Source organism: Actinomadura sp. KC06 (assembly GCF_004348735.1).
Lineage (GTDB): Bacteria > Actinomycetota > Actinomycetes > Streptosporangiales > Streptosporangiaceae > Spirillospora.
In genome coordinates, this window is sequence record NZ_SMKT01000010.1 from 16,129 (window position 1) to 27,768 (window position 11,640).

The 11,640-nt window shown below is 71.7% G+C and carries 9 protein-coding genes; 1 reads left to right on the plus strand and 8 read right to left on the minus strand.

Going from position 1 to position 11,640, the window contains the following annotated elements; translation table 11 throughout:
- Positions 1-313: 313 nt before the first annotated feature.
- Positions 314-826, minus strand: a complete 513-nt coding sequence (locus E1287_RS05465) for a DUF1990 domain-containing protein (protein ID WP_131963715.1) — start codon at positions 824-826, stop codon at positions 314-316.
- A gap of 90 nt (positions 827-916) precedes the next feature.
- On the opposite strand from E1287_RS05465, the gene E1287_RS05470 reads away from it, so the two are divergent.
- The gene (locus E1287_RS05470) at positions 917-1,702 is read left to right on the plus strand and encodes an MOSC N-terminal beta barrel domain-containing protein (RefSeq protein WP_131963716.1); all 786 of its coding nucleotides are present in this window, start codon (positions 917-919) and stop codon (positions 1,700-1,702) included.
- Between the two features lie 19 nt (positions 1,703-1,721).
- Here E1287_RS05470 and pgsA read toward each other — a convergent pair whose 3' ends face one another.
- The 7 genes from pgsA to E1287_RS05505 all read right to left on the minus strand — a co-directional run bounded on the left by pgsA (position 1,722) and on the right by E1287_RS05505 (position 11,627).
- A complete protein-coding gene (gene pgsA / locus E1287_RS05475) occupies positions 1,722-2,321 on the minus strand; it encodes a CDP-diacylglycerol--glycerol-3-phosphate 3-phosphatidyltransferase (protein ID WP_131963717.1) in 600 nt (199 codons plus the stop codon).
- On the minus strand, positions 2,318-3,778 hold the full coding sequence (gene rimO / locus E1287_RS05480; RefSeq protein ID WP_131963718.1) for a 30S ribosomal protein S12 methylthiotransferase RimO: 1,461 nt from the start codon (positions 3,776-3,778) through the stop codon (positions 2,318-2,320). Before rimO ends, pgsA begins: the two co-directional genes overlap by 4 nt.
- 167 nt (positions 3,779-3,945) lie before the next feature.
- On the minus strand, positions 3,946-4,701 hold the full coding sequence (locus tag E1287_RS05485; protein ID WP_131963719.1) for a helix-turn-helix domain-containing protein: 756 nt from the start codon (positions 4,699-4,701) through the stop codon (positions 3,946-3,948).
- Positions 4,702-4,888: 187 nt separating this feature from the next.
- The gene (locus E1287_RS05490; protein WP_131963720.1) at positions 4,889-7,516 is read right to left on the minus strand and encodes a DNA translocase FtsK; all 2,628 of its coding nucleotides are present in this window, start codon (positions 7,514-7,516) and stop codon (positions 4,889-4,891) included.
- 94 nt (positions 7,517-7,610) lie between these two features.
- A complete protein-coding gene (locus E1287_RS05495; protein ID WP_131963721.1) occupies positions 7,611-9,296 on the minus strand; it encodes a ribonuclease J in 1,686 nt (561 codons plus the stop codon).
- Positions 9,293-10,231 (minus strand): 4-hydroxy-tetrahydrodipicolinate synthase, encoded by a 939-nt coding sequence (dapA, locus tag E1287_RS05500; RefSeq protein WP_131963722.1) that lies wholly within the window; start codon positions 10,229-10,231, stop codon positions 9,293-9,295. The genes E1287_RS05495 and dapA overlap by 4 nt, the downstream gene beginning before the upstream one ends.
- Before the next feature lie 316 nt (positions 10,232-10,547).
- Entirely contained in the window at positions 10,548-11,627 is a 1,080-nt protein-coding gene (locus E1287_RS05505; RefSeq protein ID WP_243718654.1) for a hypothetical protein, read from the minus strand.
- Positions 11,628-11,640 lie beyond the last annotated feature (13 nt).

Genomic DNA, 11,640 nt, shown 5'->3' on the forward strand with positions numbered 1-11,640 from the left:
GCCCTTGAATTGCGACGGCCGCGCTTTGTGTCCCCTCACGGAGCCGTCCCCGCCACCGTGTGCGACGGGCATGGCGGACGAGGCGCATATCGTCGGCGGCCGCTACTGACATCGTGTCCACCAATTCTCTGAAGTGCAGGTCACAATGTGAGTCAAAACTCATTCGTCCGATTCGTGCGCGCGGGCATTCGTAGGGATAATTGCGTCCACGGGGCCTCGAACGGGGCTGCGGGGCCACGACCGGGGTGGGCGTGGCCCCGCAGCCCACTTCGTCACCGCCCCCCGCGCCCACCGTCAGCCGCGCACACAGACGTCAGCCGCGCGCGAGCCGCCGCAGGACGGCGCCGCACCGCCCGGCATAGACGCGCTGGAACATCCCGACGAACGGCCCCGCCAGCTTCGACACCGCAGTCGCCGGACGGCTGAACGCGGTGACGGTCAACCACACGTCGCCCTCATCGTCCAGATGCACGACGAACGACTCCTCGCCCGACTGCGGATGCCCGGGGAGCGTCCCGTACGCCCATCCGGCGTAGCGCTCCTCCTCGCGCGTCCACACGATCCGGCACGGCGCCTTCAGCCGCAGCGGGCCGGCCCCCATCGCGATCACGACGCTGACGCCCGGCGCGGCGCGCGGGGCCGACGCCTCCACCCGCACCGGGATCGCCCGGTGCATCCAGAACTCCATGACCGCGTCGGCCGCGTTCCGGAACACCGCCGGGCCGTGGCCCACGTGCATCCGGCGCCGCAGATGCCGGTACCCGGCCGGCCGCTCCGCGTCTCGCGTGGCTCCGACCTCGGGATACGTGAAGTCCTGTGCGGTCATGCCCGTCCTTGCCTCAAAGCTGACGAATCAGCGTCAAGTATCGCCGGATTCTCTGGCCCGGCCGCGCGGCGGGCCCGTAGCGTCCGGATCATGAGAGCGGTCGTCGCCGGGCTGAACGTCTTCCCGATCAAGAGCGGGGGCGCCGTCGCGCTCGCCGAGGCCGCCCTGACGCCGGACGGCCTGCGCCACGACCGCGCGTTCATGCTCGTCCGCCCGGACGGACGGCACCTGTCGCAGCGCGAGGTCCCCGAGCTGGCGCTGCTCCGTCCCGAGTACGACGGGGTCAAGCTCACCGTCCACACGCCGCTCGCGGGCACGCCGCTGGTCTGCGAGGCGGCGGACGGCCCCGCCCGGGACGTGACCGTCCACCGGCGTCCCTGCCTGGGGATCGACCAAGGCGAGGACGCGGCCGCATGGTTCTCGTCCGTCCTCGGGCTGCCGTGCCGCCTGGTCCGCTTCACCGGGACGCGCCCCACCAGGCTCGGCGACGGGACGCTGACGTACGCCGACGGCTACCCGCTCTCCGTGCTGTCCGCCGAATCGCTGGACGACCTGAACCACCGGATGGACGCCCGGCTCCCGATGAGCCGGTTCCGGCCCAACATCGTCCTGCGCGGCCTCGGCCCGTACGGCGAGGACGCCGTCACCCGGCTGCGCGCCACCGGCGCCGACATCGAGCTGATCAGGCCCTGCGGCCGCTGCGTCATCATCAACACCGACCAGGAGACCGCCCGGCGCGCCCCGCACCCGCTCCGCGCGCTCGCCGGCTACCGCACGCAGCTCTTCGACGGCGCCCGCGAGGTCATGTTCGGCCGTCTCGGCATCCCCCGGGCACCGGGCGTCCTGCGGGTCGGCGACGAGCTGACGGCGTCCTGAGACGCCTGCAGCGCGGCCGTCAGGGCGTGCCGGGCGCGTCCGGCGCGCGGCGCAGCCGCCATGCCTGGACGAGGTAGTCCGCGCCCGTGACGACCGTGACGGCCAGCGCGGCGCCCATCGTGATCCAGCGCAGGTAGTCCAGCGGGCCGGGCAGGATGTACAGGCCGATGGCGATGACCTGCAGCATCGTCTTCAGCTTGCCGCCCTTGCTCGCCGGGATCACGCCGCGGCGGATCACGACGAACCGCAGCACCGTGATCCCGATCTCGCGGACCATGATGACGATCGTCACCCACCACCACAGCTCCCCCATGATGGACAGGCTGACCAGCGCCGCGCCGGTGAGCGCCTTGTCGGCGATCGGGTCGGCGATCTTGCCGAAGTCGGTGACGATGCCCCGGGCCCGCGCGATGTCGCCGTCGATCTTGTCGGTGATCGAGGCGACCGCGAAGACCCCGAACGCGGCGAGGCGCCAGGCGGTGCCGTCCAGGAAGAACATCCAGACGAAGACCGGGACCAGCGCGATCCGGACGATGGTCAGCGCGTTGGCGATGTTCCAGACACCGGCCGGCGGCGGGTCGTGCGGGCCCGCCACCGGATCCGGGGCGCCGGCGATCATGACAGGTCCGCGCTGGGACTCGCGCTGAGGTCCACGCCGTCGCTGCCGGTGACGCGGGCCGCGACGATCTCGCCGAGGGCCAGTCCGGCGCCGCGGACGCGGACCGTCCCGTCCACCTCCGGGGCCTGATGCGCGGCGCGGCCCTCGAACTCGCCGTCCTCCGCCTTCTCCTCCAGGAGGACGTGGACGTCCGAGCCGATGCGGTCTTCGGCGCGCTGCGCGGTCAGCTCGTCGGCGAGGCTCGTCAGCTCCTCGACGCGGGCCGCGACCTCGGCCGGGTCGACCTTGCCGTCGAGGCTTGCGGCCTCGGTCCCGTCCTCGTCGGAGTAGCCGAACACGCCGACCGCGTCGAGGCGGGCGGCGGAGAGAAACTCCGCCAGCTCCTCGAAGTCGTCCTCGGACTCGCCGGGGAAGCCGACGATGAAGTTGGAGCGCACGCCCGCGTCCGGCGCCAGCGCGCGGATCTGGTCGAGCAGGCCCAGGAAGCGCTCCCGGTCGCCGAACCGCCGCATCGACCGCAGCACCGGGCCGCTCGCGTGCTGGAACGACATGTCGAAGTACGGGGCGACGCCGGGCGTGCCGCAGATCGCCTCGATCAGCCCCGGGCGCGTCTCCGCGGGCTGCAGGTAGCTGACGCGGACGCGTTCGATGCCGTCCACGGCGGCGAGGCCGGGCAGCAGCTTCTCCAGCGCCCGCAGGTCGCCGAGGTCTTTGCCGTAGGACGTCGAGTTCTCGCTGACCAGCACCAGCTCGCGGACGCCGTGCCCGGCGAGCCAGCGGGCCTCCTCCAGCACCTCCGCCGGAGGACGCGACACGTACGCGCCGCGGAACGCCGGGATGGCGCAGAACGTGCAGCGCCGGTCGCAGCCGGACGCCAGCTTCAGCGGCGCCACCGGACCGCCGCCGAGCCGCCGCCGCAGCACCCGCGGCCCGGACGCCGGCGCCACCCCGTCCGGAAGGTCGTCCTGGCCCGAGAGGTCGTCCTGGCCGGGGACGGCGGCGTGGCCCGGGATCGCCATTCCCGAGGACGAGCGCTCGACCGGGGAGATCGGCAGCAGCGTGCGGCGGTCGCGCGGGGTGTGGGCGGTGCGGCGGCGTCCCGCCATCACGTCGTCGAGCCGGTCGCCGATCGCGGTGTAGTCGTCGAAGCCGAGCACCGCGTCGGCCTCCGGCAGCGCCTCGGCCAGCTCGCTCCCGTACCGCTCCGCCATGCACCCCGCGGCGATCACCTTTGCGCCGGAGTCGTGCGCGGCGAGCAGCGTGTCGATGGAGTCCTTCTTGGCCGCCTCGATGAACCCGCAGGTGTTGACGACCACCACGTCCGCGCCCTCGGCCCCGTCGGCGCCTTCGGCGAGGTTCCAGCCCGCGTCCTCGATGCGCGCGGCGAGCTCCTCGGAATCGACCTCGTTGCGGGCGCAGCCGAGCGTGATGAGCGAGACCTTGCGGCGAGTGGACATCCCCCTAAGGTAATGGCCCCGGACGCCCAAGGGGACCAGCGGCCTCGCCCGTCTGGCGGGTCGCCGGGGAGGGACGCGCGGTCAGGCGGATCATTGTGGGGGGACGACCCCCCACACCCCCCGGTCAGGCGGATCATTGTGGGGGGACGACCCCCCACACCCCCCGGTCAGGCGGGCTCGGGGTCGTCGCGGTCGAAGCTCAGCCGCTGCACGCCCCGGCCCTTGCCGGGCGAGCCGATGTCCTTGCCGTTGACGGTCAGGTTGACGCTGCCGCCCACGCCGACCACGAGCCGGACCTTCTTCTTGTCGGTGAAGTCCTTCTCGTCGCCCTCGCGGAGCATGCCGCTGAACAGCGTCCTGCCGTCGTCGCCGCGGACGTTCAGCCAGGTAGTGCGCTCGGCCACCACCCGGACCTCGACCTTGGTGCGCGGCGCCGCCGCGACCGGGTCGCGCTTCTCCGGCAGCGTGGGCGCCGCCGGGGCGGAGGTCGTCGGCGCGGGCGTCCCGGCGACCTGCCGGGCGGTGCGCCGCTCGCTCCCGCCGCCCTGCCCGATCACCTGGACCACCCCGTAGATGATCACGAGGGCGAGCGCGAGGGCCATCGCCGCGCTCCAGTTCGCCGACCTGCGCTCGCGGAACGCGACGGGCTGCTCGGGCTCGAACGCCGACACGGCCGACACCGGCTGCGGCGCGCCGCCGTGCGTCGCGTCGAACTCGGCGACGAGCGGTTCCGGATCAATGCCGATGACCCGCCCGATGCTCCGGATGTGCCCGCGGGCGTAGAAGTTGCCGCCGCACGCGGAGAAGTCGTCGGCCTCCATGCCGCGGATCACGGTCTCGCGTATCCGCGTTTGGAGACTCACCTGTGTCACCGAGAGACCGGCCCGCTGACGCTCCTCCGCCAAGGTCTCACCGATGCTCACGCCGGGCCTCCTTCGAAGGTGCTCGTCGCCGATCTCCCGCGACACACAAGTCTAGGAACGGCCATGCCCGCTGAGCGACAGCCAACACGTTGGAAACAGGGCAAGATTTCGCATCATTCCGCAACGCGCCGGAGGCCGACGCCTCAGTGCCGCTTCGGTGACGTTTCCCTGTCACCCGAGCGTCGCCTCAGCCTCCGCCGCGCAGCTCCGCGAGCACCCCGGGAAGGTCGTCCGGCTTCGCCAGGACGTCCCGCGCCTTGGAGCCCTCGCTCGGGCCGACGATGTCGCGGCTCTCCATCAGGTCCATGAGGCGGCCGGCCTTGGCGAACCCGACGCGGAGCTTGCGCTGCAGCATCGACGTCGACCCGAACTGCGTCGACACGACCAGCTCGATGGCCTGGACGAGCAGATCCATGTCGTCGCCGATCTCCTCGTCGATCTCCTTCTTCGGCCCGGCGGCCGCGGCGACGTCGTCCCGGTAGTTCGCCTCCATCTGCCCCTTGCAGTGGTCGACGATCCCGTGGATCTCCTTCTCCGCGACGTAGGCGTTCTGGATGCGCATCGGCTTGCTCGCGCCCATCGGCAGGAACAGCGCGTCGCCCTGCCCGACCAGCTTCTCCGCGCCCGGCTGGTCGAGGATGACGCGGCTGTCCGACAGCGACGACGTCGCGAACGCCAGCCGGGACGGGACGTTCGCCTTGATGAGCCCGGTGACGACGTCCACCGACGGGCGCTGCGTCGCGAGCACCAGGTGGATGCCGGCGGCGCGGGCGAGCTGGGTGATGCGGACGACCGAATCCTCAACGTCGCGCGGCGCGACCATCATCAGGTCGGCCAGCTCGTCCACGATGACGAGCATGTACGGGTAGGGCGTGTAGACGCGCTCGCTGCCGGGCGGCGGGACCAGCTTCCCGGCCTTGACCGCCTTGTTGAAGTCGTCGATGTGCCGGTACCCGGACGCGGCGAGGTCGTCGTAGCGGCGGTCCATCTCGCCGACGACCCATTCGAGGGCCTCGGCGGCCTTCTTCGGGTTGGTGATGATCGGCGTGATCAGGTGCGGGATGCCCTGGTACATCGTCAGCTCGACCCGCTTGGGGTCGACGAGGATCATCCGGACCTCGTCCGGCGTGGCGCGCATCAGCACGGACGTGATCAGCCCGTTGATGCACGTCGACTTGCCCGCGCCGGTCGCGCCCGCGATGAGGATGTGCGGCATCTTCGCCAGGTTCGCTACGACGGTGCGCCCTTCGACGTCCTTGCCGAGCCCGACGATCATCGGGTGGTGCTCGTTGGTCGCGGCGGGCGAGCGGAGCACGTCGCCGAGGCTGACGATGTCCTTGTCGGTGTTCGGGATCTCCACGCCGATCGCCGACTTGCCGGGGATCGGGGAGATGATGCGCACGTCGGCGCTCTTCACCGCGTAGGCGATGTTCTTGGTCAGCGCGATGACCTTCTCGACCTTCACCGCCGGGCCGAGCTCGATCTCGTACCGGGTGATGGTCGGGCCGCGGGTGAACCCGGTGACCTGCGCGTCGATGTCGAACTGCTCCAGCACGCCGGTCAGCGCGTTCACGACCGTGTCGTTGGCCTTGGTGCGCGGCTTGGTGACGCTGCCGGGGCGCAGCGACGACGGGTCGGGCAGGACGTAGATCTCGCCGGACGACGACAGCGGCAGCTGCTCGGAGCGGAGCGGAGCGGGCGTCGGGTCGGGCACGTCGGCGGAGCGCGGGGCGTCGCCGCCCGCGACGTGCTCGTCCATCGGCGGCGCGCCGTCGTCGTCGGCGGGCGGCGCGGGCGGCGGGACGTCCGGCTGGAACGGGTCGGGCTCGAACAGGTCGTCGGCGAGGTCGCGCTGCGGACGGTCGCCCTTCTTCGGCTGGTCTTCCAGCAGGGGCGTGTCGTAGGGCCGGGAGTGCTCGCCGACCTCCAGCTCGTCGCTCTCGTCCTTGTCGGACTTCTTCTTGCGGCGGCGCTTCTTCGGCGCGTCGCCGTCGCTCTCGCCCTCGTCCTTGGCGGGACGCTGCGGACGGCCCTGCAGCGTCGCCACCGCCCACAGGTCGGAGACCCGCTCGGGCACGCGGTTGATGGGCGTCGCGGTGACGACCAGCAGGCCGAACCCCGACAGGAGCAGCAGCAGCGGGACGGCCACCCAGCCGCTCAGCGCCGCGTCCAGGGGTGCCGACACGACCCAGCCGACGACGCCGCCCGACTCGCGGACGCCGTCCATGTCCTTCGCGGGCGACGGGACGCCCGCCGCGATGTGCAGGATGCCGAGGACGCCGACGCCGAGCGCGGTCATGCCGATGACGATGCGTCCGGTGTCCTCGTGGTGCTCGGGGTGGCGCAGCGTCCGCCACGCCAGCAGCGCCAGCAGGATCGGCAGGATCATCGCCATGATGCCGATGCCGCCGCGCACGACCTTCTCCAGCGCGATCGTGACGACGCCGTCCGGGCGGAACCAGGTGACCGAGGCCAGCACGATGGACGAGCCGAGCAGCGCGAGCCCGAGCCCGTCGCGCCGGTGCTCGGGGTCGAGGCTGCGGGCGCCGTGCCCGTAGGCGCGGAAGATCGACCCGACCGCGACCGCGGCGAGCAGGTACAGCTTGAACAGGAGCTTGAAGAACCCGAGCACCGCCTGGGAGATCGGGTCGGGCTTCTGCGGGGAACGCCCACGGCCCGAACCGCGGCCCGAGCCGCGGTTCCCCTTCGAGCTGCCGCTCGAACGCTTCCGGGGGGACGACCCCGCGGACTTGCGAGCCGAACTGCCCCCCGCACGCGAAGAGGTTTTCGTTCCCCCAGACGCACGTGTGGCCATGGTTATGAGAGTAACCAAGGACCCAAGAGGTTCCCGGGATGGCGGACGGGCGTGTTGACCGACGCCCGTCCGCGCGGTAACCGGGAGACCCGGGCTACACCTCCACGACCACCGGGACGATCATCGGCCGGCGGCGGTAGTTGTCGCTGACCCATTTCCCGACGGTGCGGCGGATGAGCTGGCCGATCTGGTGCAGGTCGTTGACGCCGTCGCCGGCCGCGTCCCGCAGCACGCCCTCGATCCGCTCGATGACCTCCTCGAAGTCCTCGTTGACGATGCCGGCGCCGCGGGCGTGCACCTCGGGCCCGGCGACGAGCTTGCCGGACGTGGAGTCGATCCCGACGACGATGGACACGAAGCCCTCCTCGCCGAGGATGCGCCGGTCCTTCAGCGAGGTCTCGGTGACCTCGCCGACCGACAAGCCGTCCACGTAGACGTAGCCGGCGGGCACCGCGCCGACGATCTTGGCGCGGCCGTCCACGAGGTCGACGACGACGCCGTCCTCCGCGATGACGATGTTCTCGTCCGGGACGCCGGTGAGCGCGGCGAGCTTGGCGTGCGCGCGCAGGTGCCGCCACTCGCCGTGGATCGGGACGAAGTTCGCCGGCTTGGTCACGTTCAGCACGTACAGCAGCTCGCCCGCGGAGGCGTGCCCGGACACGTGCACGAGCGCGTTGCCCTTGTGGACGACCCGCGCCCCCCACCGGGTGAGCCCGTTGATGACGCGATTGACGGCGTTCTCGTTCCCCGGGATCAGCGACGACGCGAGCATCACCGTGTCGCGGTCGGTGATGCGGATCGAGTGGTCGCGGTTCGCCATCCGCGACAGCGCCGACATCGGCTCGCCCTGCGACCCGGTGCACACCAGCACCAGCCGGTCGCCGGGGATGTCGTCCAGGTCCTTCTGGTCGACCATGATGTCGTCCGGGACGCTGAGGTAGCCGAGCTCGCGCGCGACGCCCATGTTGCGGACCATCGACCGCCCGACGAAGCAGACCTTGCGGCCGTTGGCGACGGCGGCGTCCAGGACCTGCTGGACGCGGTGGATGTGCGAGGCGAAGCAGGCGACGATGAGCCGCTCCTGCGCGGTGCGGAACACCTCGTCCACGACCGGGCCGATGTTGCGCTCGCTGGTGACGAAGCCGGGCACCTCGGAGTTGGTCGAGTCGGACATCAGCAGGTCGATGCCCTCGGCGCCGAGCCGCGCGAAGCCGGGCAGGTCGGTGAGCCGGCCGTCCAGCGGGAGCTGGTCCATCTTGAAGTCGCCGGTGTGCAGGACGAGCCCGGCGGGCGTGCGCACGGCGAGGGCGAGCGCGTCCGGGATCGAGTGGTTGACGGCGAGGAACTCGATGTCGAACGGCCCGAACGTCCGCCGCTCGCCCTCCACCACCACGTCGGTGACGGGTTTGATGCGGTGCTCGGTCAGCTTGGCCTCGATCAGCGCCAGCGTCAGCCGCGAGCCGACCAGCGGGACGTCGCGGCGCTCGCGCAGCAGGTACGGGACGGCGCCGATGTGGTCCTCGTGGCCGTGCGTGAGGATGACGGCCTCGATGTCGTCCAGACGCTCCCTGATGTACTCGAAGTCGGGCAGGATCAGATCGACGCCGGGCTGCTCGGTCTCGGGGAACAGGACGCCGCAGTCGACGACGAGCAGGCGTCCGCCGTACTCGAACACCGTCATGTTGCGGCCGATCTCCCCCAGCCCGCCGAGCGCGACGATGCGCAGCCCGCCCTCGGGCGGCGCGGGCGGGTCCGAGAGCTCCGGGTGAGGATGACTCACCGGGCGACCTCCGGGATGACGACCTCCGGCACTTTGACTCCCCCTATCGTGAGGTCTTCACGCAGGCGCGCCGCGAACTCCGGCGGGGCCTCCACGAGCGGCGCGCGAAGCGGGCCGCCGCCGGGCAGGCCGAGCAGGTTCAGCGCTGCCTTGACGGCGATGGCGCCCTGCGTACGGGTCATGATGGCGGCGACCACGGGCAGCAGCCGCCGATGGATCTGCAGCGCACGCGCGTGCTCGCCGGCGCGGTAGGACTCGATCATCTCATGCAGCTCGGCGCCGACGACGTGCCCCACCACGCTGACGAACCCGGCAGCGCCGACCGACAGCCACGGCAGGTTCAGGTTGTCGTCGCCGGAGTACCAGACCAGGTCGGTCTCGGCCATCACCCTGGACGCGCCGAACAGGTCGCCCTTGGCGTCCTTGACGGCGACGATCCGCGGGTGCTCGGCGAGCTTCACCAGCGTGTCGTTCTGGATCGGCACCCCGGCGCGGCTCGGGATGTCGTACAGCATGGCCGGAAGGCCCGTCGCGTCGGCCACCGCCGTGAAGTGGTGGACGAGGCCCTCCTGCGGGGGCTTGTTGTAGTACGGCGTCACCACGAGCAGAGCGTGCGCGCCGGCGGCCTCGGCCTCCCGCGCGAGTTTCAGGGTGTGCTCCGTGTGGTTGGTTCCGGCACCGGCGACGATCACGGCGCGGTCGCCGACCGCGTCGAGGACCGCCCGCAGAAGCTGCTGTTTCTCGTCGTCGCTCGTCGTGGGCGACTCGCCCGTCGTCCCGTTGACGACCAGGCCGTCGTGGCGCCGCTCGTCGACCAGGTGGGTCGCGAGGCGCGCGGCGCCGTCATAGTCGACGCCGCCGTCCGGCAGGAACGGGGTGACCATCGCGGTCAGCATCCGCCCGAACGGAGCGTCAGGTGTTGTGCTGGGTGCCATGCATCGAACGGTACCGTTCCGGCCGTACCAGGTGGACCCGCAGGTCCAAGCTGAGATCCAAGCCGTTGCGAAGGCGTTGCGGGACGCGGCGTGGAGGAAGCCGCCGCCACACGCTCGGGGGTACGCGTGGCGGCGGCTCCACATCCACATCGTGGCACGCAAATGCGTCGTTACGGGGTCAGTCCGGCCACTTCCCGGACTCGGTTGCGTAACGTGACCCCTTGGTCATCCTGTGCGGCCCGACGTGCGGGTATCCCGCCGCGGGGGCGGATGGGACCGTTCCCTGATCGCCGCGGGCCTTCGGCGTCCCGGGGGCTCAGCCGCGGACGGTCTCTGGGGGTCGGCCGCGGGCGGTCTCGGCCGTCCGGGGTAGCCACGCGGAGCGGTAATGGGCCCATTCGTCCGGTCCGGTGGTCCAGTCCGCGTACACGCCGACGCCGAACGGGCGCTTGGGCGGCCGTTTCAGGTCATCGATCCCGCGCCGGACGCCCCGCAGCGCGACCTCCAGGTCCTCCGCCCAGCCCATGAGGGGGCGGTAGGTGGGGACGCCCATGAACACCGTGGCGCGGTCGCCGATGAGCTCCAGCGTGGTGCGGGTGTGCCGGGCGAAGTGCCATCCGGTGAGGGCCTTGGTCGGCAGCGTCACGTCGTAGGTCATGATCGCGACCTGGTCGGCGAGACCGGCGACGTCGCGCAGGAAGTCCTCGGTCGGGCGGGGCGGCTGGTGGTACCTGCCGCCGCGCGGGAGCAGCGCCTTGTAGACGGGCTGGGCCTCGTCCATGAGTGTCTGCTGCTCCAGCGCCACCGACAGCAGCCTGCCGCGCGAGCGGGTCAGCTCGCTGGTCGCCTTCATGAGCGTCATGAACGCGGCGTCGTCGGGGTAGATCGGCTCGAAGTCGTAGTGGATGCCGTCGAACCCCAGGTCGAGGAAGACCGCGTCGGTCTTGAGCACGTTCGCGCGCACGGCGGGGTCGTCCAGCTCGATGACGCCGTCGCCGTCCACGATCCGGATCTGGCCGAGGTACGCCTGCGCGCGCACGCCCGGCGCGTACTCGCGGACGGCCTCGATCAGCTGCCGGGCGTAGCGGTACTTGTGGGCGGGGACCGTCCCATCCGCCTCGAAGGGGCCGGTGTGGAAGAACACGTCGGTGATGCGGTTCCGCCGCAGCAGTTCTCCTAGCGCGCGGTACTCGGCGTCGGTGTGCGGCTCGCCGACCCACTGGTGCCGCGCCCACAGCGCGTTCGCTGCGGTGCCGCGCGCCTCCGGCTCCTGCTGCCACCACACCCACGCCCCGGCGAGCACGAGCGCCGCCAGGCCGAGCACGTAGGCCGCGGCCCAGCCCGTCCGGCGCAGCGCCCTGCCCACTCCCCCACGAACCCGTCCGCTCTTCGCCACCCCGCAATGATCC

Bases quoted from the DNA above. Each gene is read 5' to 3' on its own strand.
- rimO (WP_131963718.1), bottom strand. From the start codon at position 3,778: ATGTCCACTCGCCGCAAGGTCTCGCTCATCACGCTCGGCTGCGCCCGC.
- dapA (WP_131963722.1), bottom strand. From the start codon at position 10,231: ATGGCACCCAGCACAACACCTGACGCTCCGTTCGGGCGGATGCTGACC.
- E1287_RS05465 (WP_131963715.1), bottom strand. From the start codon at position 826: ATGACCGCACAGGACTTCACGTATCCCGAGGTCGGAGCCACGCGAGAC.
- pgsA (WP_131963717.1), bottom strand. From the start codon at position 2,321: ATGATCGCCGGCGCCCCGGATCCGGTGGCGGGCCCGCACGACCCGCCG.
- E1287_RS05490 (WP_131963720.1), bottom strand. From the start codon at position 7,516: ATGGCCACACGTGCGTCTGGGGGAACGAAAACCTCTTCGCGTGCGGGG.
- E1287_RS05470 (WP_131963716.1), top strand. From the start codon at position 917: ATGAGAGCGGTCGTCGCCGGGCTGAACGTCTTCCCGATCAAGAGCGGG.